The sequence below is a fragment of the Halorussus ruber genome (assembly GCF_004765785.1).
In the GTDB taxonomy this organism is placed as follows: Archaea; Halobacteriota; Halobacteria; order Halobacteriales; family Haladaptataceae; genus Halorussus; species Halorussus ruber.
The window spans coordinates 38,546-62,243 of sequence record NZ_SBIT01000018.1 but is presented as its reverse complement, the minus strand read 5'-3'; the positions used below and the strand labels follow the sequence as shown (position 1 = coordinate 62,243).

26 protein-coding genes are annotated in these 23,698 nt (G+C 64.0%); 3 read left to right on the top strand and 23 right to left on the bottom strand.

All coding sequences use genetic code 11. The annotated features are described in order from the left end of the window. Positions 1–78 precede the first annotated feature (78 nt). Together EPL01_RS20070 and EPL01_RS20065 are read left to right on the top strand one after the other, a co-directional pair. Entirely contained in the window at positions 79–888 is an 810-nt protein-coding gene (locus tag EPL01_RS20070; RefSeq protein ID WP_135827063.1) for an RIO1 family regulatory kinase/ATPase domain-containing protein, read from the top strand. 129 nt (positions 889–1,017) lie between these two features. Beyond that, positions 1,018–2,556: an aldehyde dehydrogenase family protein gene (locus tag EPL01_RS20065; RefSeq protein WP_135827062.1), complete on the top strand. Its 1,539-nt coding sequence runs from the start codon at positions 1,018–1,020 to the stop codon at positions 2,554–2,556. Positions 2,557–2,854: 298 nt separating this feature from the next. On the opposite strand, the gene EPL01_RS22275 is transcribed toward EPL01_RS20065, so the two are convergent. The 7 genes from EPL01_RS22275 to EPL01_RS20030 all read right to left on the bottom strand — a co-directional run bounded on the left by EPL01_RS22275 (position 2,855) and on the right by EPL01_RS20030 (position 6,906). Beyond that, a complete protein-coding gene (locus EPL01_RS22275) occupies positions 2,855–3,592 on the bottom strand; it encodes an ATP-grasp domain-containing protein (protein ID WP_246045794.1) in 738 nt (245 codons plus the stop codon). Positions 3,593–3,725: 133 nt separating this feature from the next. Next, the gene (locus EPL01_RS20055; protein WP_135827061.1) at positions 3,726–4,232 is read right to left on the bottom strand and encodes a DUF7344 domain-containing protein; all 507 of its coding nucleotides are present in this window, start codon (positions 4,230–4,232) and stop codon (positions 3,726–3,728) included. 206 nt (positions 4,233–4,438) lie between these two features. Further along, on the bottom strand, positions 4,439–5,026 hold the full coding sequence (locus EPL01_RS20050; RefSeq protein ID WP_135827060.1) for a twin-arginine translocation signal domain-containing protein: 588 nt from the start codon (positions 5,024–5,026) through the stop codon (positions 4,439–4,441). A 67-nt stretch (positions 5,027–5,093) separates the two neighbouring features. Further along, positions 5,094–5,897: a carbon-nitrogen family hydrolase gene (locus tag EPL01_RS20045; protein WP_135827059.1), complete on the bottom strand. Its 804-nt coding sequence runs from the start codon at positions 5,895–5,897 to the stop codon at positions 5,094–5,096. Continuing rightward, positions 5,894–6,316, bottom strand: a complete 423-nt coding sequence (locus EPL01_RS20040; RefSeq protein ID WP_135827058.1) for an SRPBCC family protein — start codon at positions 6,314–6,316, stop codon at positions 5,894–5,896. The genes EPL01_RS20045 and EPL01_RS20040 overlap by 4 nt, the downstream gene beginning before the upstream one ends. A gap of 70 nt (positions 6,317–6,386) precedes the next feature. Beyond that, positions 6,387–6,611, bottom strand: coding sequence for a DUF7123 family protein (locus EPL01_RS20035; RefSeq protein ID WP_135827057.1), 225 nt, complete (start codon positions 6,609–6,611; stop codon positions 6,387–6,389). Between the two features lie 106 nt (positions 6,612–6,717). Next, positions 6,718–6,906 carry a DUF7525 family protein gene (locus EPL01_RS20030; protein WP_135827056.1) on the bottom strand — a complete coding sequence of 63 codons (189 nt, stop codon included), beginning with the start codon at positions 6,904–6,906 and terminating at the stop codon, positions 6,718–6,720. 446 nt (positions 6,907–7,352) lie between these two features. On the opposite strand from EPL01_RS20030, the gene EPL01_RS22665 reads away from it, so the two are divergent. Then, positions 7,353–7,754 carry a DUF7528 family protein gene (locus tag EPL01_RS22665; RefSeq protein WP_135827055.1) on the top strand — a complete coding sequence of 134 codons (402 nt, stop codon included), beginning with the start codon at positions 7,353–7,355 and terminating at the stop codon, positions 7,752–7,754. A gap of 150 nt (positions 7,755–7,904) precedes the next feature. On the opposite strand, the gene EPL01_RS20020 is transcribed toward EPL01_RS22665, so the two are convergent. From EPL01_RS20020 to EPL01_RS19945, 16 genes are all read right to left on the bottom strand, one after another. Continuing rightward, positions 7,905–8,078 (bottom strand): hydrogenase maturation nickel metallochaperone HypA, encoded by a 174-nt coding sequence (locus tag EPL01_RS20020; protein WP_135827054.1) that lies wholly within the window; start codon positions 8,076–8,078, stop codon positions 7,905–7,907. A 187-nt stretch (positions 8,079–8,265) separates the two neighbouring features. After that, a complete protein-coding gene (locus EPL01_RS20015; protein ID WP_135827053.1) occupies positions 8,266–9,294 on the bottom strand; it encodes a phosphate uptake regulator PhoU in 1,029 nt (342 codons plus the stop codon). 54 nt (positions 9,295–9,348) lie between these two features. Next, the gene (locus tag EPL01_RS20010; protein ID WP_135827052.1) at positions 9,349–10,440 is read right to left on the bottom strand and encodes an ATP-NAD kinase family protein; all 1,092 of its coding nucleotides are present in this window, start codon (positions 10,438–10,440) and stop codon (positions 9,349–9,351) included. Positions 10,441–10,546: 106 nt separating this feature from the next. Continuing rightward, a complete protein-coding gene (locus EPL01_RS20005; protein WP_135827051.1) occupies positions 10,547–11,254 on the bottom strand; it encodes a four-helix bundle copper-binding protein in 708 nt (235 codons plus the stop codon). Positions 11,255–11,656: 402 nt separating this feature from the next. Continuing rightward, the gene (locus EPL01_RS20000) at positions 11,657–12,397 is read right to left on the bottom strand and encodes a competence/damage-inducible protein A (protein ID WP_135827050.1); all 741 of its coding nucleotides are present in this window, start codon (positions 12,395–12,397) and stop codon (positions 11,657–11,659) included. A gap of 69 nt (positions 12,398–12,466) precedes the next feature. Next, a complete protein-coding gene (locus EPL01_RS19995) occupies positions 12,467–13,237 on the bottom strand; it encodes a DUF5803 family protein (RefSeq protein ID WP_135827049.1) in 771 nt (256 codons plus the stop codon). A gap of 3 nt (positions 13,238–13,240) precedes the next feature. Beyond that, on the bottom strand, positions 13,241–13,933 hold the full coding sequence (locus EPL01_RS19990; RefSeq protein WP_135827048.1) for a DUF2110 family protein: 693 nt from the start codon (positions 13,931–13,933) through the stop codon (positions 13,241–13,243). Further along, positions 13,934–14,470, bottom strand: coding sequence for a transcription factor (locus EPL01_RS19985; protein WP_135827047.1), 537 nt, complete (start codon positions 14,468–14,470; stop codon positions 13,934–13,936). Positions 14,471–14,902: 432 nt separating this feature from the next. Further along, positions 14,903–15,220, bottom strand: coding sequence for a hypothetical protein (locus EPL01_RS19980; protein WP_135827046.1), 318 nt, complete (start codon positions 15,218–15,220; stop codon positions 14,903–14,905). A gap of 142 nt (positions 15,221–15,362) precedes the next feature. After that, positions 15,363–15,929, bottom strand: coding sequence for a tRNA (cytidine(56)-2'-O)-methyltransferase (locus tag EPL01_RS19975; protein WP_135827045.1), 567 nt, complete (start codon positions 15,927–15,929; stop codon positions 15,363–15,365). Positions 15,930–16,006: 77 nt separating this feature from the next. Beyond that, the gene (locus tag EPL01_RS19970) at positions 16,007–16,339 is read right to left on the bottom strand and encodes a BsuPI-related putative proteinase inhibitor (protein WP_135827044.1); all 333 of its coding nucleotides are present in this window, start codon (positions 16,337–16,339) and stop codon (positions 16,007–16,009) included. 42 nt (positions 16,340–16,381) lie between these two features. Next, complete coding sequence (locus EPL01_RS19965; RefSeq protein ID WP_135827043.1) at positions 16,382–17,518, bottom strand: S8 family peptidase; 1,137 nt, start codon at positions 17,516–17,518, stop codon at positions 16,382–16,384. A gap of 156 nt (positions 17,519–17,674) precedes the next feature. Next, on the bottom strand, positions 17,675–18,838 hold the full coding sequence (locus EPL01_RS19960; RefSeq protein WP_135827042.1) for a S8 family peptidase: 1,164 nt from the start codon (positions 18,836–18,838) through the stop codon (positions 17,675–17,677). Between the two features lie 531 nt (positions 18,839–19,369). Next, a complete protein-coding gene (locus EPL01_RS19955) occupies positions 19,370–20,563 on the bottom strand; it encodes a S8 family peptidase (RefSeq protein ID WP_135827041.1) in 1,194 nt (397 codons plus the stop codon). Between the two features lie 326 nt (positions 20,564–20,889). Further along, positions 20,890–22,038 carry a S8 family peptidase gene (locus EPL01_RS19950; protein ID WP_246045788.1) on the bottom strand — a complete coding sequence of 383 codons (1,149 nt, stop codon included), beginning with the start codon at positions 22,036–22,038 and terminating at the stop codon, positions 20,890–20,892. A gap of 298 nt (positions 22,039–22,336) precedes the next feature. Beyond that, complete coding sequence (locus EPL01_RS19945; RefSeq protein WP_246045779.1) at positions 22,337–23,482, bottom strand: S8 family peptidase; 1,146 nt, start codon at positions 23,480–23,482, stop codon at positions 22,337–22,339. Positions 23,483–23,698: the final 216 nt, after the last annotated feature.

The window sequence follows — 23,698 nt, the reverse complement described above, 5'->3', positions numbered from 1 at the left end:
GCCCTGATTCGTCGTGGGAGTCTACTTCAGGGGAGGGCAAGTGGGTTTATTTGGACCGGACGCTTAGTCGGGGGCGTAATGAGCATCCGGCGGCTGGTGCGGGGCACCATCGAGTGGGAGCGTCTCGAAGCGGTCTTCGCGGAGATGGCCCGTCGCTACGACCGGCCGGAACTCCGGGTCGAATTTCTCGACGCCGACAACTGGCTCTCGACGCCGTGCGTCGCGGACGAGCGGTGGTTCGTCAAAATCATCACGAAACAGAACTCGCTGGTCCACGCGCTCTTTACCGGGGCGCGCAACCTCGGGGCCTTCTCGTCGGGCACCGAGGGCTTCTTCGAGCATTCTGCCGGGCCGGTCGAGATGGCCGAACAGGAGTTGGAGGCCACCGAGCGAATGCGGGAAATCGGGCTGAACGCGCCCGCCCCAATCGAGGTCTTCGAGGTGGACGACATGGCCGTCCTCGTGATGGAGTACCTGCCGGACTTCCGGACGTTCGAGGAGATGAACGCCGAGGAGGTCGAACTCCTCGCGCCGGAGGTGTTCGAGTCGCTTTCCGCGATGCACGACCACCGACTCGCCCACGGCGACCTGCGGGGCGAGAACGTCCTCGTCCACGACGGCGAGGTCTACTTCATCGACGCGACCACGGTCCGCGAGGACGCCATCGAGGAGGCCCGGTCCTACGACTTGGCCTGCGCCCTCGCCGCGCTCGAACCCCGAATCGGCGCGAACGCCGCGGTCGCGGCCGCCGCGGGACACTACTCGCCCGACCAGTTGCTCGCCGCGAGAGAGTTTCTGGACTTCGTGAACATCCGGCCCGACCACGACTTCGACGCGGTGAGCGTCAAGGGCGAAATCGAGAAGTTGGCCGACGCCAACGGCGAGTGAGCCGGAGCTGACAGGTCACAATTCGGCTCTGACGGCCCGCCCTCGGGCGTGACAGACCGCCGAGCTTTCGCGCGAGTGACCCGAATTGGGAGACTTTTTATCCGTGCCCGTCCCAATTTTTGCCAGAGCATGAGCCAGCAAGCCAGCGAGGAGACCTACCAGCACTACATCGGCGGCGAGTGGACCGAGGGCCACGGCGACGAGACGTTCGAGAGCGTCGACCCCTCGAATCAGGAAGTACTGGGCGAGTTCCACCGCGGGACCGAACAGGACGTAGACGACGCCCTCGCGGCGGCCAAAGAGGCCGAGGACGAGTGGGCCAGCCTCTCGTACATCGACCGCGCGGAGTACCTCTGGGACGTCTACCACGAACTCAAGGACCGCACCGACGAACTCGGCGAAGTCGTGACCAAAGAGTGCGGTAAGGAGATTTCGGAAGGCAAGGCCGACGTGGTCGAGGCCGCCCACATGGTCGAATGGGCCGCGGGCAACGCCCGCCACCCCCACGGCGACGTGGTCCCCTCCGAAATCGGGAGCAAGGACGCCTACATGCGCCGGAAACCGCGGGGCGTCATCGGCTGTATCACCCCGTGGAACTTCCCGGTCGCCATCCCGTTCTGGCACATGGCCTTGGCGCTTGTCGAGGGCAACACGGTCGTCTGGAAGCCCGCCGAGCAGACGCCGTGGTGCGGCCAGATCATCGCCGAGATGCTCGAAGACGCGGGCGTCCCCGAAGGCGTCTTCAACATGGTGCAGGGCTTCGGCGACGCTGGCAACGCCATCGTGGAGGACGACCGCGTGGACACCGTGCTGTTCACCGGCTCCTCGGAAGTCGGTCACAAAATCGCGGGCAAGGTCGGCGGCGAACCCGGCAAGCTCGCGGCCTGTGAGATGGGCGGCAAGAACGGCATCGTCATCACCGAGGAGGCCGACCTCGACATCGCGGTCCACTCGGCCATCATGTCCTCGTTCAAGACGACGGGCCAGCGCTGTGTCTCCAGCGAGCGCCTCATCGTCCACGAGGAGGTCTACGACGAGTTCAAGGAGCGCTACGTTGAACTCGCTCAGGAAGTCTCTGTCGGCGACCCCCTCGACGAGGACACCTTCATGGGTCCGATGGTCAACGAGGAGCAGGTCGAGAAGTTCGGCAAGTACAACGACCTCGCCCGCGAGGAGGGCGCGAACGTGCTGGTCGACCGCGAGGAACTCGACGACGAGGAGATTCCCGAGGGCCACGACGAGGGCTACTGGGTCGGTCCGTTCGTCTACGAAATCGACTACGACGAGGACCTGCGCTGTATCCAAGAGGAGGTCTTCGGTCCCCACGTCGCGCTCATCGAGTACAGCGGCGACATGGACCGCGCGATGGAGATCCACAACAACACGCCCTACGGACTCGCCGGGGCGGTCATCTCCGAGGACTACCGCCAGATCAACCAGTTCCGCGACGAGGCGGAACTCGGTCTGGCCTACGCCAACCTGCCGTGCATCGGCGCGGAGGTCCAGCTTCCGTTCGGCGGCGTGAAGAAGTCCGGCAACGGCTACCCGAGCGCCCGCGAGGCCATCGAGGCCGTCACCGAGCGCACCGCGTGGACGATGAACAACTCGAAGGACATCGAGATGGCGCAGGGCCTGAGCGCGGACATCAAGACCGAGAGCGACGACTAAGCCGCGACGCTCCTAATCGAAGGAGTTCCGCTTTCTTTTGTAGTGCGCGATAGTTGACCCAGCGACAAAACCGCGAAACTTCGAGTTTCCGTCCCGGTGCGCGGACGGACGCAGTTTGTCCGTCGGCGCTCTCGTGGGCCGCGTCCATCCGCGCGAGGGACGAGGACCGCAGTCGGTCGGGGAAGACGAGGTGCGATTGCGGTGATACCGAGAAATCGGCTCCGTTGAAACCCTTCAGCTCTGACTGTAGCTCGAACGAATCGGTGCGCGAATGTATCGTCCCTTTCCTTTCACCAGCTTATCGGGTAGGAAGACTCGCGGTAATCGATTCGAACAGCGCGGATTCTAATCCGGTATTCCGGTACCCTGCTGCGAGATTAATGTCGACGGCCCAAAACCGGTTCTGGGCGTCTTTGACGAAGTCCACCCCGACGCCTCCGAGGTCGGCCCGTTCGACGAGGTGACGTAACCGGGCGGTAAGTCTCGGTCTGTCCCGTGCGCGGCTCAGAAAGCGTTTCGGCCCGTATAGCTTCGAGGTCACGCGTCTCCCCGCCGTCTGGACGCGACTCCCGTCGTGGACGGCGTAGTACTTGTAATCAACCGGCTCCGTTGGGATTAGCTCTTGGTAGAAGTCGCCCTCGCCGTTGAGTTCGGGGTCGCTATCCCAAATGAGGAAGTCTTTTGCGACGTACTCACCCTCGGGTTTGGTGAACTGCACTGGAGGTGTGCGAAATCCGACCGCCTCGAGGGCAGTAAGGCCGACCAGCCGGGAGCTAAATGCAATCGTCGCGGGGAGATTGTTCCACAAGGGCGTTCCTGTTTGCCGAGCGTGTCTGAGCGCAGGGAGCGCGTGTGGAAACACCTGCTTGTTAACGAGAAGGGACAGGTCGTCGATTTGGCTCGTCGAGAGGGGCGCTCGAGGGTCGAGGAACTGAACTACATGCCCAGCCTCTCGAAGACGCTCGGCGACTGTGCTGAACACTGGCTGGTCATTCTTGCAGAGGAGACCAATACGACTGTCGCCACCGACTCCCATCGCCGAATATAGAAGCCGTAATAGAATAAGGATTTTGTTGACTGATTCGAACGGCGCGCCACCGCGCGTAGAGCTGCCGATAAATTGCTAAAGGAAATAAAACGATTGCAGAGAATTGAGTGCTGAGTTTCCCCTACTCCGCGAGCCGTAACAACTTCGGTCCCTCGACGGCCATGACGAACGAGACGCTCAGCATCATGAACGTCACCGTCAACACCCCGTAGAGGCTCTCGGTCGTCATGTGGGTCGCGGGCGTCGTCCCGAGCCAGTTGCCCGCGATGACCGCGCTCCCGATGACTGCGGTCCAGAGGAAGTAGCGACTCCACTGGTGAGAAAATCGGCCGCGCTGTGGCTCCTCGACGTCGAGGAACCGCCGGACGTACTCTCGGTTCCCGGTCAGCTTGACCACTCGGTTCTCGGCGTCGTAGGTCACGAGGCCGTGGTCGCTCAGTCGCGGGATGTGAGTCTGGTAGAGCGAGGAGTACACTTGCTTTCGCTGGCGCGAGGAGAGGTCGGTGACGGCGGTGTCGTTCTCCCACGCGGCGATGCGGGCGCTCAGGTTCGTCAGGGTGATCTCGCGTTCGTCGAGCAGGTGGCGGAGGACGCGCCGACGCCGGGAGTTACCCAAGAGGTCGAACATCACCTCCCGAGAAGGTCCGTCCCCACCCACTTGCGAAGCGCGGGCACCAGTTGTCGCTTCGGTCATCTGTCTACTTACGTAAGATTATTTCTACTACGTAATTAAGATTCGGGTTTTGAGTCTTGTGGCCGTCAGACGGACAGATGACGGACGGACGACGATTTCGAAATCGAGCGAATTCCGGGTCGAACGCCTCGAATCGGAACTCACCCGGTAATCTCGTCCGGAAGTTCGTGGACGCGGAGGCGGACGAAGTCCCCGTCGCATCGCTCGCCGCTGACGGCCCGGTATCCTTCCGTCGTCGGTAATCTCCCGGTCGAGACCGGCGCGAAGACGCTCGTTGCGACGATGGCGCTGATGTTCCCCTGAACCGTGTCCGGCAGGGTCACCTCTCGGTCGAGAATCTCACGGAGACGCTCGACGCCGTCGGATTCGTCGCCGAATAGCTGGAAGGCCTCGGTCGCATCGACCAGTACCGCGTCGTACACGTGGGACCCACCATCGAACTGCTTCTCGACCTGCGGTTCGGCGTCGTCGAAGCATCCCTCGAACGGATAGCTGTCGGTGCGCCCCGCGCGCTCGGTGACGAAGAGGAACTTGTTTAGATACCCCGAATCGAGGAGTCCTCGGTCCGGAACCACGAAGTTGTAGTAGTCCACCCCCGGTTGCTCCTGCGCGCCGACTCCTCGGACGCCGAGACCGAGCCCGAGGGATGCGGCTGTACTCCGCTTCAGGAAGCGTCGCCGATTCACGGACGTGTCACTCTCGAAGTCAAAAGTCGTGTTCTCCCCCATCCACCTGCAAATAAGTAGTCCGGACCAAAAGGTGTTTTCGTAGCGCCGACCGCCTCACTCTGCGCCGCTACGTCCGCCGGTCGTGCCACGCCGGGAACTCCTCGCGGACCGACTCGACCCGACTCAGGTCCACGTCGGTCACGACGAGCGCGGGGTCGTCGCCCGTACTCGCCAGCGTCGTCCCCCACGGGTCGTAGACCGTCGAGCGCCCGAGCAGGGAGGCCTCCTCGAAGTCGCCCGACCCGTTGATGGTAGCGACGAAAAACTGGTTCTCGACCGCTCGGGCGCGGGGCAGGAGCTTCCAGTGTTCGACGCGGGGGTAGGGCCACGCGCTCGGAACCAGCACGAGGTCCGCGCCTTCCGCCGCAATCGAGCGGTAGAGTTCCGGAAACCGGAGGTCGTAGCAGGTCGTCATCCCAATCGTTGCCTCCTCGAACTCGCCGATGCCGAGATTTTCGCCCGGTACGAGCATCTGGGCCTCCGCCGACTCGTAGCCGAACAGGTGGTGCTTGCGGTAGACCGCGAGTCGCCCGCCGTCGCGGTCGAACAGCACCGAGGTGTTGGCCAGTCCCTCGTCGGCGGGCGTCTCGACGCTCTCGGTCTCGGCGAGGTCCTCCACGATGCTCCCGGCGAGGACCCCGACGCCGTGTTCGCGGGCCGCGTCGGCGATGCGAGAGAGGGTGGGACCGTCGAGCGGTTCGGCAGCGCGCTGGTAGGCGTCGAACGAGAAGTAGCCGACGTTGAATATTTCGGGGAGCGCGACGAGGTCCGCGCCGCGGTCCGCGGCCTCGGCGACGGCCTCCTCGGCGCGCTCGCGGTTGGCCTCGACCGCGCCGCCCTCGATGTCGAGTTGGGCCAGCGCGAGTCTCACGCCGTGGCCTCCTTCCGGAGCGCCGCTTCGAGGTTGTCGAGTTCGGCGTCCAGATTCTTCTTGAAGTAGCGCTCGATGCCGGGCACCTTCCCCTCGACGGTGAACCGGTTGACGAGTTGGCTTCCCCCCTCGACCTCGCGTATCTCGTGTTCGCCGGTCACGCTGAGCGCCGACGAGCGCCCGACGAACTTGACGTAGCGCGGCGGGTCGCGCTCCACGTCCTCGGTCTCGACCGGCACGGTGCTGTCGAGAAACGGAACCGGGACCTTGATGTGCCAAATCGAGGAGTACTCGCCGGTCTGTTCGTAGTCGGCGACCACGCTGATGGTACTCGCGCGTTTCTCCGGGTCCGCGATGAATTCCCACACGTTCTCCGGCGAAACCTCGAGGTCGAAGGTTCGCTCCACCCGGACAGTCATATCTGGATTTCGGACCCCGTCGTCAAAAATCCGCCGAACCGCCCCGGTTTCACCCGGACGTTAGGGTCACCTATCCCGGCGTTACCTTCCACGTCGTCGACTTGGCCCGCCCCCACTTTTCGATGTCGACCTCCTCGCTCTTCTCGGCGAGCTTCGGAAGCCTCACACCGACCTGCTTCGAGGAGAGGCCGAGTTGTTCGGCGATGTTCTTCGAGCGGAAGTAACGCTCGCCCTTAGAGACGCTCTCGCTCAGGTACGCGAGAATGCGCCGTTCCTCGTCGGTGTAGTCAGTCATCCTCACTACCGTGTAGGGCGTTGCGACCCTTAACGATTTCCCGCTGGAAATCGCTCACTTCACGGACCTGTCTTTCGCCGAGCAGACAGTACGGCGGCCCAAACGTCTACTTCCAGAAGAGATGGACCGCGGCGACCGCCAGCACGCCCGCGGTGACTGCGCCAGCGAAGCCCCACGCGGCGAGTTCGCTACCCGGATCGACGAACATCGCAACCGTCGCGCCCGCCGCCAGCAGCGTGAACAGCGTGGCGAGTCCGATACCCTTGTCGCTCGCAACCGTCTCGTGTTCGGCCATGCCCGAAGGTTCCGGCGGCCGCAACTTAGTTCATTCTACTCGTCGGTCGGTGTCGGTGGGTTTTAGCGGGTGGCGCGTCCCCGACGTGTACGAGTGGATCGCTAAAGTCGGCGTTACCGGGGAGTAAGCTCCGAATAGTGTCACACCGGTCATCCCGCTCGGGGTGGTCGTCGCTGACGGTCGCTGTCTCGTGTGCGCAGAACTGCGCGCAAGAGATACTCCCCCTTCGTAAAAATCGAAGCAAAGAAAGCGATCAGAATCCTGAACTGAAGTCGTAAAAATTCGTAGTCGCCGGTAGAACTATATTCCCCGCGACGGGATGTACCATCACATGACACGGAGTGTAGACGCTCCTGATCGAGTTCTTCTCGGGCGATGAGACAGACGTTTCGGTCCAGAGAGACGGCGAATCGATAGTTCTGGCGGTCGACGGCCGCGACTACGAACTGAGCAGAGACGAGGCCACCGACCTGCAGGACGCGGTCGGCGACGCCCTGACACAGCGCCGGGAGTTCTTCCGGACCGCGGGCGTCCACCGCGAGGACGGCACCTATGAGGTCTCGCGCCGAGGAGCGGACTCGGCGGGCAACTCGAAGGTGTTCGAGAGTTTCGAGGCCCTGCGCCGACTGTTCGACCGCCTACCCGCGGAGTTCTCCGCGGAGGACGTGAGTCGAACCGGCATCACCGGGTCGCGCCGTCACATGCTGGTCCGGCACTTCGCCGAGCATCCGGCCTTCGACTGCGACATCACGCGCCGGAACCCCCTGACCGCCGAGAAGACGACCGAGGAACAGAACCGCGAGCAAGTCGTCGGAAGCGAGGAGGGCGAGGTGATCAGCGCGGACTAGACGCGCTCGAACACGGCACTCGTTTCGTTCGGCAATAAAATAATTCGGTAAGCAATTGTAGATAGTGCTTACTCTCGGACGGCGGACTCCTCGCGTTCCGCGATTGCCGCGTCGAGCGACTGCTGTTCCGCGCCAGTTCCGACTGGGAACTCAGGTGTCGGGCCGCATGTCGAAGCCCTCGACTTCCTTCACGTCGGTGGACCCGCAGTTCGGGCAACTGTCGAGCGGTTCGTCGAACTCCTCCCCGCAGTCGGTACACTTCAGCGCGACTCCCGGTTCGTTGTCTGGCACGAGCATCCCCTTGAGCGTGTCAACGATGCCCATGCGCCTACTATCGTCTCTCGACTCAAGTCGGTTGTGACGGCGTAGCAAACTTCAGAGTTTCAATTCGTGACACGACCGCGGCAAGAGAGGAGTTGGTGGCAGTCGCACAGTCGAACGTCGTCACGCGGCCGAGCGTCGCCGCGCGGCGACGCTCGGCCGCGCCGTCGCTCAGTTGACGGCCTAGCGCTCAGTTGATGGTCGTGTGTTCGCTCTCCTCGTTCAGCGCGAGGTTGGCCGCGATTTCGGCGTTCCGCATGGCGTACTGGGCGGTCTGCTGGAGGCTGACCAGCACTTCGCGGACCGCCAACAGCGAGTCGTTGTCCATCTCGGGCAGGTCCGAGAGGATTTCGCTCTCCCGGTCGCCGATCTCCTGAAACAGCGCCCGGACCTCCAGGGTCTTGTCGTAGTCGCGCTCGACGGCGGCTTGGACCGCCTTCGCGGTGATTTCGTCCACTTGGTCGGTGAACTCCCGGATGCGGCGCATCGTCTGGCCGTCCACGTCGAGGCTGTGGCCCTCGGCGTCGAGGACGATTTCGGCGATGTCCTCGGCGTTGTCCGCGGTGAGTTCGAGGTTCTTGGCGATGGAGCGGTAGCCGATGAGGGGGAATCCGCTATCCAAATCGACCGCTCGCGCCAGCGTCGGGTTCTGGTAGGCCGTGAAGATGAGTCTGAGCAGGAGGACGAAAATCTTGTTCGCCTGTCGCTCCCGGTTGAGAGCGCGCTGGGCGAGGTCCGGGTTGCCGTGGGCCAGCGCCTTGACCGCCTCGCCGCGCATGGTCGAACCGGTGTTTTCGAGGCGCTCGAGGAGGTTGTCGAGGCTGAAGTCCTCGGGGTCGACCGAACACCGGATGGCGATGCTGTTGGGCGTCTCCTCGACCACGCCGAGGCCCATGAGTTGCGTCTCGGCCTTGTAGACCGCGTTGATGTGTTCGCTGTCGAGGGTCTCCTCGCTCTCGACGTGGATGACCCGTCGCCCGAGGACGTACTGGGCGACGATGGCCCGCTCGACCGCGTCGGCGTCCAGATTCTCGGCGTGGATGGCCGCCTCGGACTCCTCGGTGTGGGCCGACTCGGGAAGGACCGTCAGAGTGCCCTTGCCGCCCATCCGGAGCGAGACCTCGTCGCCTTTCTCGACGTTGTTCTCTTGGGCCCACTCCGCCGGGAGGGTCATCGCCAGCGTCGAGGGACCTAATCGCTGAACCTTACGCGTTTCCATACGTAGACATCCGTCCCAACGACCTTAAATCTCACTAGGAGACAGGCGAACTCCTTAAACGACCTTCATCATGCGTCGCTCGAACCGGCCGACCCGAACCTTTCGCCACCCTCGCAGGTCCTCGTCCACCTCGTCGTCGCCGGTATCGACACGGAGAACGCCGATACCGTCGAGTTTCGGCTTCGACGCGACTACTTCGACTTCCGACTGGCGAATCACCGCGGGCGAAATCTGGTCGTTGCCCCGGCCGAAGACGAACCCCTGTCCCCCGATTGGCGAGACCACGACCACGTTGCGCTCGCCGAGGAGGTCCACAATCTCGTCTTCGCTGGCGTCGGTCGCCAACACTTCGCCGTCTCGCCACACGTCCACGCCGAGGGGCGACCCCTCGAAGCCGAGTTCCGCTTTGACCGCGCCGACGGTGCTTCCGGGACCGAGGACGTACGTCGCGCCCGAGTCGTTTCGGGCGTCCTCGGCGACCCCCGCGGCCAGACTCTCGACCGTGCCGCCGCCGACTTGCTTGCTCGACTGCAAGTCCTCGGCGACCGGCACCGCGGCGACTCCCTTGAGTTCGGCCCGGACCTCGCCCTCGCGGTAGGCCTCCTCGTCGATGTCGTTGACCTCCCTGCGCTCGGTCCGCTCGAAGTCGGCCGCGACTCGGCCCGCCGCCTCGGGCGTGACCGCGAACACCGCCGAGTAGACTTTCACGCCCGCCGGGACGCCCAGAATCGGTATCTCGACGTCGCCCCCGTCAGTCGCTTCAGCCTCGGCCAGCGCCTCGGTCACGTCCACCGCGGTCCCGTCGCCGCCGACGAACAGAATCAGCTCGACGCCCGACTCGGCGAACTGCCGGACCGCTTCGCGGGTGTCCTCGGCGGTCGTGGACGACCCCGCAGGGTCGCCGACGACCTCGGGGTCGAACCCGGCCTCTCGGGCGTAGTCCTCGCCCATCCGGCCGCCGTAGGTCACGATTTCGGCGTCGGGGGCGCGCTCGGCCAGCGCCGTCAGGGCCGCGGTCGCTCGGTCCGGCGCTCGCGGCTCTGCGCCGCGCTCGCGGGCCTCCTCGACTTTCCCGTCGGTGCCTTTCAGCCCGACTCGACCGCCCATTCCGGCGATTGGGTTGACGACGACGCCGATGGTTCGCATACCCGTCGCTATGCGAGTCGAGTCCAAAAGCGGTCCGGTCCCCGAAAAATAGGTGTGCCAACCGGCGGCGCGATTCAGACGGCTTCAATCGCCGAAACAAGCCGATTCAGTACTGCTGGCCGCCCTGACCGCCGAAGGACTGACCTTGCGGCTGGAACGACTGACCCTGTGGCTGCTGGCCCATCTGTCCTTGTGGCTGCTGGCCCATCTGTCCTTGCGGCTGCTGGCTCATCTGGCCCTGCGGCTGCTGTGTCTGCTGACCCTGCTGTGGGACCTGCTGGCGGATACCGGTCCGGGTCTGCTGGACGCCGCCGATGGAGGTCAGCAACTTGCTGGTGGCGTCCATCGCCTGCTGGACCGCCTGATAGGTCTCCTGGACGTGGGGCGTCTGCTGGTGCTGCTCCAGAATCGGCATGCCCTGCTGGGAGACCTTGAGGAAGGCCTCGGCGACCTCCGGGCCGTTAATCGAGTCGCGCGCGATGAGCTTCTCGTTCAGCGACGCGAGGTCCGAGAGGTCTTCACAGAGCCGGGCGCACTCGGCCATCTGAGGTCCGCTCTCGATACACTTGTCGGCGCACCACTCCGAGATTTCGACCACGCGGTCGAAGGCTTCGAGCGCCTCGTTGAGTTCGTTGGTCATCTCCGACTCGAACTGCCGACCGACTTTCTCGTGGGTGGTGCGGTGTGCGCTCCCGGACTGCTGTCCGACCTGTGTTCCCATTCGCCCTTGCATCGGTTGCTGGCTCATCTGCGACTGGCCGCCATACGTTTGCTCGCCGGTACGTCCCATGGACTGCTGGTATTCCTGTGACATGATTTACTCCTCCGCGTAGGCGGCTCTTAACGCCGCACCGCCTCTCGCGGGCAAACCGACCTTCGCCGGATTCGTAGATAAACGGGAGCGACCGTTAGCGACAGTTCAACCGAACAACGGTCTACTTACGGGCTTCCCGGGTCGAATAAACGGTTTTCGACGCTGAATCGAACGACGGATTACGGATAGGTTTCCGAACGGGTCGGAGAGTCAACGGGCGATTTCGGCCGACAGAGTCGAGAAGGGGCAGACGGCGTTGGCAAGGATTAAGGGTACACGACGGGAACTCCCGGTCATGTTCGTACTCGCAGAATCGGCGACGATTCCGGCCAACGCCGCAGGTATCGTCACCACCGTGCTCGGACTCGCAATCACGGCCGCGTGGCTGGCGTACTTCTACCGCTAGACGCCGTCAGCTTCGTCGGCCCCTTCGACACCATCGACCTCGTCAACCTCGTCGAGGCCATCGACGCGCTCGCGGAGCCAGTCGGCCGCGCGGTCGAGTTCCTCCTCGTCGGTACTCTGTAGCTTGACGCGGACGTGGTCGCCGGGATAGCTCCCGACGGTCACGTCGAACCGGTCGCGTAGCTCCGCGAATCGCTCGACCAGCGCGCTCTCGGGTTCGTCGGCTTCCACGACGCGGACGTGGCGGTAGTCGCCGGAGAACTCCTCGGCAATCGCGTCGAACATCGCCTTCATCTCGTCGGGCACGCCCGGCAGAACGTAGACGCTCTCGATGACGCACCCCGGCGCGACCCCCTTCTCGTTGGGGAGCATCCGGCACCCCTTCGGGAGGTGGGTCGTCCCCTCCACGAGGTCGGCGTGTTCGTAGTCGGTGTGTTCGGTTATCCACGCCACGGCCTCCTCGTTCTCCTCGACCGGGACGCCGACGGCGGCCGCGACGGCCTCCATCGTCAGGTCGTCGTGGGTCGGCCCGAGGCCGCCCGTGGTGACGACGGCGTCGTACTCGGCGCGCAACTCGTTGACCTCCTGAGCGATGTCGGCCACGCGGTCGGGGACCACCACCACGCGCTCGACGGTCGCTCCTCGGTCGGCGAGGCGCTCGCCGAGCCACGCGGCGTTGGTGTTCACGGTGTCACCCGCCAGCAGTTCGTCGCCGACGGTGACGATGGCTACTTGCATGGAGTTGGATAGTAGTCGCGCGACTAAAAAGCGGACGCTCCGGAAAGAAACAGAACGAACGAAAACTGCCTACCCCATCCCCGGCGGCGGCCCTTGGTCGAACTCGTCGCCGTCGGTATCGACGTTCAGGCCCATCTCCTCGCGCTTCTGCTCCAGTTGGCGAATCTGGAGGCGGAAGTAGCCCAGTCCCAGCAGGGCGACGAGGAGGCCCGCGCCGATGACGCCCGCGAAGATTTTGAGGTCGCGGGCGAGGTAGTACCGGACCACGACGCTGTCGGCGGTCACGTCGGCCCACTTGAGGTGGACCCGACCGTCGATTTGGGTCTTGTCGTCGGCGTTCGGTCGAACCTGACTCAGGACGGGGTTACCGACGCGCATCCCGGCCGGGAGGACGACTTCGTACGACCCCTCGACGTAGGTGGGCGTGCTGAACGACTTGCCGCGGTGGGGCGCAGTGTAGGCGAGTTTGCCGTTCTCGGCGGGGAGCGTGAAGACGGTCCGCGAGTCCTTCTTCTGGACCGCGTCCTGGCCGAGCGTGACGACCGTGCCGTTGGGGTACCTGAACCTGACCGTACTGACCCCGACGGGAGTCTTCTCGCCGAGCGACTCGCGCTCGAAGACTTTGAGCTGCGTGCGGTTGTCGAAGCTGTAGATGGCCTGATACTGGCCGCTCGTGACGTTGATACGCACGTCGGAGGAGGTGTTCCACTCGTAGCTGGCCGTGTCGTCGCCTTCGAGTCGCTTCTCGCTGAACTGGTCGCCGCCGAAGACACCCGAGCATCCGGCGGTCATCGCCAGCAAGGCGACCGCGCCGAACGCGAGGAGCAGTCGTCGATTCATGACTCAGGGAATGACGCAGCGAATCTCCGCCGGGAGGTAGTCGCCGATGGCCGCGAGCAGGCCCGGCGGGTCGGTCTCGTCCTTGCAGACGATACTCTGTTCCAGCAGGCCCAGTCGCTCGACCGTCACGATGTCGCGGGCGTGACCGGCGCGGTTGACCGTCGCTCGGACCTCGCCGCGGGTCGCGCTGTTGACGTTGACCCGGCCCGCGCCGCGAGTCCAGTCGTAGAGGCGGTCGCGCTCGGCGTCGGCGAGGCGAGTCGAGCGTTCCTCGCCGGTCTCGGGGTCCTCCCCTCCGTAGACAAATTCGAGGGGCATGTGCTGGACTAACCCGAAGCGCTCGACGATTTGGACCGGGGTCCCCTGCCCGAGTCCGAGTTCGCTGGCGGGGACGCGAATCTCCTCGCCAGCGTCGAGGAGGAAGCCCTCGTCGTCCCACCCTTCGAGGGTGCCGACGTAGGTCTCGCCCGCCTCGAAGTCGGGGGTAATCTCGCCGAACTCCTCGCGGAGGAGGTTGCGCGCGATCACCTCGTCTTCGCCCTCGATGGTGACGACCGCGAAGTCGTCGTGGCGCACGCCCACGGTGTACTCCACGTCTAAGTCCTCGATTTCGTTGCCGACGAGCGACCGGAGCGCGTCGAGCGAGCGCTCGCGGGCCTCGCCCTGGACGTACACCTTGGTGGCGAGTACGACCATCTATACCTCGGCCTCTTCGAGTTTCTCGACGTTGAGTTCCTCGCGGAGGTCTTCGAGTCGTCGCTCCATCGAGTCGATGAGTCGGCTGTTCTCCATGGATTCGAGCGGCGAGCCGCACTCGGGGCACTCGAAGCCGAAGTCCATCGCCTCGCCGAACTCGAAGCGAATCGAACAGACCTCACACAGGTAGAACTCGTGTTGGTGTTCGTACTCCTTGCGCTGTTCGAGCGCGTCGAGCAGGCGGTGCATCTCCTCTTCGAGATTGTCCGGGATGTTGTCGTACTGGAAGGTCCAGAGGTACGTCAGCCACCCCGAATCCTCGTCACGCAGGCGGCGGTACGTGGCGAGGTCGTTCTCGTAGAGGATGAACAGCGCGCGCCGAACGTCGTTGAGTTCCAAATCCAACTCCTCGGCTAACTCCTCGTCGGTGACCTCGCCGTCCGGCGGGGCCGCGGCGACGGGCATTCCCTTCGGACCGACCAACTCGTGAAGATATTTCTGAATTACTGGGTCCTCCAGCAAGTCCTCAAAAGCCATTGTGATGTACTGGGGCGTTCGACCGTTTAAAACCATCGGAGAGGTCGTTTTGGGAACTCGTTTCGCGGTGACAGTAGTCTCGGTTCGCCATCCCCGAAAGTTCGATTGTTTCCAGCGTTCGGCGCGCGCTGGCGGGATTGTCGTGAACGGAGTGAACGACTGCTCGGCAGACGCGGTTTGGCTGCCGGTGGACGCGGCCGCCTTTCGCGGCCGCGAGGTTGGGGAGGTGTGAGGTCCGCGGTCGCTGTCGCGGTTGCGGTGCGGGAACGCCTCGGAGTCGGCACTAGCTAGCTTTTCGCAACTTCGACTCGACGCAGTTCGTCAGTTACCCTGTCCATGCGCTGTCCCTCTAAAGAAATAAAAACATATTCTAAACAATCAGAAATACATTTCAAACCCGTCGATAGATGTCTCGAACTTTGACGAGGAGATTCAGTCGTCCGAGACGGCGGGCGACCGGCCCGACCGCGGTGAGGGTCGAACGTCCGACTCGCTGACCTCGTCGTCGCTCCGAAGCGGATTCGGCGACCGGAGGGAGGCGATGAGACTCCACATCAGACCGGTTAGCACCGCCCTCACTGCCGAGAGCGTCATCCCGAGCGTGGCGAACGCCGTCCCGTAGACCACGCCGATGAGCGCCGAGGGGAGCGCGGTCCCCAGCGGCACGTTCGCCATCTCGTCCCGGAGCGTCGGCACGAGGACCACCAGCGAGAACACGTTGCCGAGGAGGAACACCACGTCCTGCCACATCAGTGCGTCACCTCCGTCCGGAGCGCGTCGAGACGAGCGGGGTCGTGGACACGCCCGATAGCGGAAACGAATTTTCGCGGATATGAGAGCATATCTCAAGGCGACCGCGGGCGACATCTGGAGACCGTCCCGCCGGAGATTCCTACTCCTCGTCGGCCGGGACGACGGTCTTGCCGGTCTCCTCGGGGACGACGATTTGGTCGGCGTCGGTCCACTCGCGGTCCAACTCCCGGCCCTCGAACAGGCGGTCGAGGAACACCGCGAGTCCGGCCACCTCCGAGTGGGGTTGGTTGGTCACGCCGACGTTCCAGTCTGCGGCCTCGTACACGTCGAAGGAAACCTTCTGCGAGCCGACCACGACGAGGATGGGGTCGCCGTTTTCGCGGTCGCCGTCTGCGCCGCGGTGGGCGTCTCGAATCTCGCCCTCTACGTCTTGGACGCGCTCGCCGTACATCGTGAGGTGGACGACTTTTCCGTCCCAGTTCCGGAGGACCGCCTTCGGGCTGTCGGTCAACTCGACGCTGAAGGGGCCGCCGAAGCGGTCGGTGATGTCCTCGACGGTGCCCTGAGACTTGCTCGCGTCGCCAGCCAGAATCGCGCGGTCGGCTCCCAGCGCCCGCGCTGTCAGGCCGACGTGGGTCGTCATGCGCTCGTCGCGGCCCGGCCGGTGGCCGAGTCTGAGGACCGCGACCTCGGGTTCGCCTTCCATGCCCGTGGATGGGTGGTCGGCGGGTTAGGGGGTTTCGGAATGGGGGCGACTCGGGGAGTCTCCGAAAAGCAGACGGCCTACACCGAGAAGTCGGCCCGCGCCTCGGCGTCGTCGCCGGAAGTGTTCAGCGTGGCGACGACGGTGTAATCGCCGGGTTCGGGATTCTCCCACGCGCCGGGGAAGGTCTCGCTGTCGCCCGCGTCGAGGCTCTCGGTCTGTATCATCTGGGCGAACATCTGGCCGTCGCTGGCCCGCCAGACTTCGTCGTCGCCCTCCAAGACCGCGAAGTCGGCCTTCAGGGCGCTTCGGAAGGTCAGCTCCTCGGGGTCGTCGCCGACGTTCTCGACGGTGTACTCGAACTCGACGCGGTCGGACTGGACCGACGCGGTGACTGAACTCTGGAGTGTCATAGTTTTTCCTCCGGCACGAGGGGTTGAAAACTTTTCCCGGCCTCAGTCGTCGCTCGAATCCAGCCCCATCGCGGCAGCGGCGTCGACCAGACCGGCACCCGACTCGTTGTCGCTGAGGCCGATGTTCTCGGCGGTGTTCTTCATCCGGGAGCGCGCGCCGGAGTTGGTGTAGCCCTCGCCCATCAGCAGCGCGGCGACGCCCGAGGCGTGTGCGGTCGCCATCGAGGTGCCCGAGATGGTGATGCAACTCCCGTCGGGGTCGACCGTGGTGATGTCGGAACCGGGCGCGGCGATTTCGATTTCCGGGCCGGTCGAGGAGTAACTCGACAGTTCGTCGTTGGAGTTGGTCGAGGAGACGGCCACGACCTCCGAGTAGGCCGCGGGGTAGCCCACGCAGTCGGTGCAGGGGCCGCTTCCGCCCGCCGCGCCGACCAGCAGGACGCCGTTGTTCTGGGCGTAGGTGCAGGCGTCCTTCAGCGTCTGGGACCCGGAGCTGCCGCCGAGGCTGATGTTGGCCACATCCCAGCCTTGGTCGGCGGTGTACTCGATGCCAGCGGCCACATCGGAGTACGACCCCGAGCCGTAGTCGTCCAGCACCTTCACGGCGTGGAGGGTCGCGTCGGGCGCGATGCCGGTGGTGCAGTCACAGCTTTCGCTGGCACCGATGGCGGCCGCGACGTTCGTGCCGTGGCCGTTGTCGTCGTCCCACGAGGCGCAGCAACCGCTGGAACAGGAGACGAACGCTTTGCCGGTGCCCACGTTGGGCAGACAGGAGTTGTTACACGGGAGGCCGGTGTCGATAATCGCCACGTCGGCACCGTCTCCGGTGTAGCCGTTGATGTTCGTCACGTCGGCGTCGATGCGGTCGTAGGCCCACGTCGTCGAGAGCGCTCGGGCGGTCCCGTCGCGCTCGACGTAGCGCACGCCGGGTCGGTCCGCGAGCGCCGAGACGGCCCTTTTGGGTGCGCGAACCGTCATCGCGTCGAAGGCGAACTCGCGGACGACGTCGTCGGCCGCGTCGAGGGCCGCGGTTCGGCCCGCCTCCGATTCGAAGCCGACGTTCGCGCGTACCACGTCGTCGGGGTCGGCCGAGGCGAACCCGCCCGCGCCGACCGCGAGGAGCGAACCGCCGGTCGTCTTCAGCACGCTTCGTCGTGTGATGGTTTCGTCGGGGAACATCAGTTTCTAGAGGTCGCTCCGGCAATAAAATAATTTCGTAGCTAGTAAAATTGAAATAAATGTTCCGGGAGACGCTCCGCTACTCGCGCGAGACGCGATAAAAAGGGTGTCGAGGCGAGTCGATGCTGGGTGACGACCCGGAATCGGGACCGTCGATTACGTGTCGTCGCTGGAGTCGAGACCGACCGCGGCCGCGACGTCGAGGAGGCCCGAACCGGACTCGTTGTCGCCGAGACCGATGTACTCGGCGGTGTTCTTCAGACGGGCGCGGGCGTCGCCGTGGGCGTAGCCCTGAGCGCGGAGGATGCCCGCGGCACCCGAGACGTGCGGACAGGCCATCGACGTGCCCGAGAGCGTGTCGTACGTCTCGTCGGGGTACGTCGAGTAGATGTCGGTACCGGGCGCGGCGATTTCGACTTCCGGACCAGTCGAGGAGAAGTCCGAGAGGTTGTCGTACTCGTCAGTCGAGGAGACGGCCATGACCTCGCTGTAGGCGGCGGGGTAGCCGACACAGTCCGTACAGGGACCGGAGTTGCCCGCGGCGGCGACCAGCGTGACGCCGCTATCGTACGCGTACTGGATGGCGTCGTAGAGCGTCGAGGAACCGGAGCTACCGCCGAGACTCATCGAACCGACGTCGTAGCCCTGGTTGGCGACCCACTCGACACCCGCGGCGATGTCGGAGTAGGAACCGCTACCGTTGTAGTCGAGGACCTTGACGGCGTGGAGGGTCAGGTCGGGACCGACGCCGACGACGCCCTGACTGTTGTTGTTGGCGGCCGCAATCCCGGCACAGTGGGTACCGTGGCCGTTGTCGTCGTCCCAGTCGTAGTAACACTCGCCGTACCAGGAGTTACAGCTGACTTCGGCGTGGCCAGCGCCGAGGTAGTCCTGCAGGTCGGGGTGGTCGGAGTCGATACCCGTGTCGATGATGGCCACGTCGCCGCCGTAGCCGGTTTCGCCGTTGGCGGTGGCGACGTCGGCGTCCACGCGGTCGACGCCCCACGGGAGGGTCTCGGCGAGGGCGTGCATCTGGCCGTTCTCCTCGACGTAGCGGATGTTCGGGTTGTTGTCGAGACCCGAGACGGCCTTCTTGGGGGCCTGAATGGTGACGACGTCGATGGAGTCGAACTCTCGGACCACGTCGCTCGCGGCGTCGAGAGCCTTCTGGCGGCCCTTGTCGGACTTGAAGCCGACGTTGACCTCGACGGTGTCGTCGGGCTTGGCCGCAGCGAGACCGGTGACGCTCATCGCGGCGAGCGAACCACCAGCAGTTCGGAGGACGTTACGTCGGGATACGCCGCTGCTTTCTTCGAGCATTGCATGTAATTAATATAACCAGACGGCAATAAAGTTTTATTCTAGGTTATGATATTAGAAATATTATATTTAGAACGGGGGTGCTGGCGGGTTCTTTGGCAGTAGAGGGCCTAGCACTCTTGTTTGGGGTTCGGCGCGGATGGCGCGTCGGTCCGCGGTCGCGGGCCGACGCTCCTCTGAAGTTAGAAAACCAACAATAACGCGCCGCGTACTCTCGTTTTCGCGTATCGAGTGGCTACAAAATTATTAAACGTGTCTATATATAATAGAGAAACATAGAAACAATGTTTTAAGATTGCTGTAGGTGTCTTGGCTCGATAGCGGCCGAATAGGGTCCGTATTTGATGACGAGTGACGAGGAGCGGGAGTGATGACGAGGAGTGGGTCCGGCGTGCGCGGTCGCGCGACAGCCACCGCCGTGGGCGGGTCGGGGCGGTCCGTCGGGGCCGACAGCTATCGACGGAAAACGAGCGCGACGAGCGTCTCACCGCGCGACCGCGAAAGAAAAGAGCCGTTCGGAGTGTCGGCGATTTACGTGTCGTCGGAGGAGTCGTAGCCGAGCGCCGCGGCGGCGTCGAGCAGACCCGAGCCGGACTCGTTGCTGCCGAGGCCGATGCTCTCGGCCGTGTCCTTCAGCTGCGTGCGGATGCTGCTGCCGGTCGTACCGTTCGAGGCGAGCTGACCCGCGACGCCAGCCACGTGGGGCGTCGCCATCGAGGTGCCCGAGTAGGTGTCGTAGCCGCCGTTGGCGACCGACGAGTAGATGTCGGTACCGGGCGCGGCGATTTCGACTTCCGGACCGGTGCTGGAGAAGTCCGAGAGGGTGTCGTCGCTCGCGGTCGAGGAGACGGCCATGACCTCGCTGTAGGCGGCGGGGTAGCCGACACAGTCCGTACAGGGACCGTCGTTCCCGGCTGCGGCGACGAGGAAGACGCCCTTGTCGCTAGCGTACTGAACTGCGTCCTTGAGGGCCGAGGAGCCCGAGCTACCACCGAGGGACATCGACGCGACGTCCCAGCCCTGGTCTGCGGTGTACTCGATACCGGCCGCAATGTCGGAGAACGAACCGCTGCCACAGCCGTCGAGAACCTTGACGGCGTGGAGAGTCACGTCGGGCGCGGCACCGATGACGCCCTGACTGTTGTCGTCGCCAGCCGCGATACCGGCGCAGTGGGTACCGTGGTTGTTGTCGTCGTCCCACGACTCGTAACACGTGTTGTCGGCCTTCTGCGCGCCGAAGCGACAGCCGCCCTTGGTGTCACAGGTGGTGAAGGCCTTGCCCTTGCCGAGCTTGTCGGTCAGGTCGGGGTGGTCGGAGTCGATGCCCGTGTCGAGGATGGCGACGTCGGCACCCGCGCCGAGTTCGCCGTTGGCGTGGAGCACGTCCGAATCGACGCGGTTCTGCCCCCACGGAAGGGTCTCGGCGAGCGCGTGCATCTCGCCGTTCTGTTCGACGTAGCGCACGTTCGGGTTGTTTTCGAGCGCCGTGGCCGCCTGCTTGGGCATCTGGGCGGTCACGATGTCCAGCGAGTCGAACTCGCGGACGACGTCCGAAGCCTTCGAGACGGCGGCCTTGCGACCGCGCTCGGAGGAGAACCCGACGTTGACTTCGACCACGTCACCGGACTTGGCTGCCGCGAGACCGCTCGCGGAGGCCGTCGCAATCGATGCGCCAGCCGCCTTCAATACGTTACGCCTCGACATCCCATTGTCATTACCTAACATCGCGCTTGTCACTCTAACCCACGTCTATAAAATACTTTCTCTTCTCTAATTAAAATAGTACATAGCTCACAGTTTATACCCCTATTAAGATAAAGAAACTAACTTGTAGGGGGCGTTAGTTTATTGGTTCGAAACGGCTGTGTCGGCCGAGGAGAGACCGACGCTCGACGCGAGACCGGCGCTCCCGTCGGTAGTCGTCGCTAATCGGGGTACTCGCCAGTACTCTCGATAGAACGCGAAGCGAAAAGTCCCGACTCAGTTATCGGCACCGCCAAAAGATGTCGTCAGGTAATGACGCTGAGGCGGGGATGGTCGGGAGAGACAGCTTACGTGTCGTCGCTGGAGTCGTAGCCGAGCGCCGCGGCGGCGTCGAGCAGACCCGAGCCGGACTCGTTGCTGCCGAGGCCGATGCTCTCGGCGGAGTTCTTCAGCGTCGAGCGGATGCTGCTGCCGGTCGTGCCGTTGGAAGCGAGCTGGCCCGCGACACCCGCGACGTGCGGGGTCGCCATCGAAGTACCCGAGTAGGTGTCGTAGCCGCCGTTGGCGACCGACGAGTAGATGTCGGTACCGGGCGCGGCGATTTCGACTTCCGGACCGGTGCTGGAGAAGTCCGAGAGGGTGTCGTCGCTCGCGGTCGAGGAGACGGCCATGACCTCGCTGTAGGCGGCGGGGTAGCCGACACAGTCCGTACAGGGACCGTCGTTCCCGGCTGCGGCGACGAGGAAGACGCCCTTGTCGCTGGCGTACTGAACCGCGTCCTTCATCGCCGAGGAGCCCGAGTCGCCACCGAGCGACATCGAAGCGACGTCCCAGCCTTGGTCGGCGGTGTACTCGATACCGGCCGCGATGTCCGAGAACGAACCGCTGCCACAGCCGTCGAGAACCTTGACGGCGTGGAGGGTCACGTCAGGCGCGGCACCGATGACACCCTGACTGTTGTCGTCGCCAGCCGCGATACCGGCACAGTGGGTGCCGTGGTTGTTGTCGTCGTCCCACGACTCGTAACACGTGTTGTCGGCCTTCTGCGCGCCGAAGCGACAACCACCGGACGTGTCACAGGTGGTGAAGGCCTTGCCCTTGCCGAGCTTGTCGGTCAGGTCGGGGTGGTCGGAGTCGATACCGGTGTCGAGGATGGCGACGTCGGCACCCGCGCCGAGTTCGCCGTTGGCGTGGAGCACGTCCGAATCGACGCGGTCCTGACCCCACGGGAGGGTCTCGGCGAGCGCTTCCATCGTGCCGTTCTCCTCGACGTAGCGCACGTTCGGGTTGTTGTCCAGCGCGGTGACGGCCTTCTTGGCCGCGCGGATGGTCACGATGTCGAGCGAGTTGAAGTCGCGGACGACCTCGTCGGCCGCGCTGAGGGCCTTCTGACGGCCGCTCTCGGACTTGAAGCCGACGTTGACTTCGACCGTGTCGCCGGACTTGGCTGCTGCGAGACCGCTTGCGGAAGCCGTTGCGACCGATGCACCGGCCATCTTGAGAACGTTACGACGCGAAACACCATTGTCGTTACCTAACATGGCATGTGAAACAAAGACAAGTGTTGTTAATAAGTTTTTCTATTCAAGTCTCGAAATTAAGTGTTGAACGCGCATTCACCCTCATAGAATTTATCGTTTTCCGAGAAAGACTTTATTTTTTCAACTAAAGTACTTCTTAACTTACCTCGGAAGTCAGAGGATAACCCTCATATCGTCCGCGAACTCGAGTGGCAACGTATCAGAAAAGAAGGCGTTCGAAGACCGCCAGCGACGAAATTACGCTCGGTGGGCGTTAGGTGTCGTCGCTGGAGTCGAGACCGTAGGCCGCGGCCACGTCCAGCAGGCCCGACCCCGATTCGTTCTCCGAGAGGCCGATGTCCTCGGCGGTCTGCTTCAACTGCTGGCGGGCCTCGTCGTTGGTGTAGCCGTTCGACATCAGGCCGACGCCAGCGCCCGAGACGTGCGGGCACGCCATCGAGGTGCCCGAGAAGGTGTCGTAGCCGCCGGGGACCGTCGAGTAGATGTCCGAGCCGGGCGCGGCAATCTCGATTTCCGGACCCTGCGAGGAGAAGTCCGAGAGGTTGTCGTCCTGGTTGGTCGAACTGACCGCCATGACCTCGGGGTACTTCGCGGGGTACTTGACACAGTCGGTGCAGGGACCGGCGTTCCCGGCCGCGCCGACCAGCAGGACGCCGTTGTTCTGGGCGTACTGAACTGCGTCCTTGAGCGCCGACGACCCGGAGTCGCCGCCGAGGCTCATCGAACCGACGTCCCAGCCCTGATTGGCGACGTACTCGATGCCCGCCGCGATGTCGGAGTACGAGCCACTCCCCGAGCAGTCCAGCACCTTCACGGCGTGGAGGGTCGCTTTCGTCGAGACGCCCACGACGCCTTTGTTGTTGTCAGTCGCGTCCGCGATGCCCGCGCAGTGGGTGCCGTGGTCGTTGTCGTCGTCCCACGACTTGCGACACTTGTTGCCGTTGCCGTAGAACGTGCAACTGCCGGTGAGGCCGCCGGTCCCGCACTCCACGAAGGCCTTGCCCTTGCCGACCTTCTTCAGGTCAGGATGGTCGGAGTCGATACCCGTGTCGATGATGGCGACGTCGGCACCCTTCCCCGTCTCGCCGTTGGCGTGGGCGACCTCCGCGTCCACGCGGTCGATACCCCACGGGAGTGTCTGAGCGAGCGCTTCCATCGTCCCGTTCTCCTCGACGTAGCGAACGTTGGGATTCTGTTCGAGGGCGGTCGCGGCCCGCTTGGGCATCTTGGCGGTCACGATGTCCAGCGAGTCGAACTCGCGGACCACCTCGGTCGCCTTCTCGAGGGCGGCCTGACGACCTCTCTCCGAAGCGAACCCGACGTTGACCTCGACCGTGTCGTCGGGTTTGGCCGCCGCCAGACCGCTTCCCGCTGCGGTTGCGACGGACGCACCGGCCATCTTGAGAACTTTCCTCCGCGGCACACCGTTGTCATTATCGAACATGACATAGCAATAAATGCGGTTATAAATTAATAAATTTCCTACTAGTTATTTAAATTGCGTAGCGGAGATGAAATACATCTGAAGTCCGGTGTATCGCCGAGAAGACGCGACCGCGGAAAATCGACTGGGGCGAAAATCAATCAGCGCGAAAAATCGACCGGTAGGAAAACC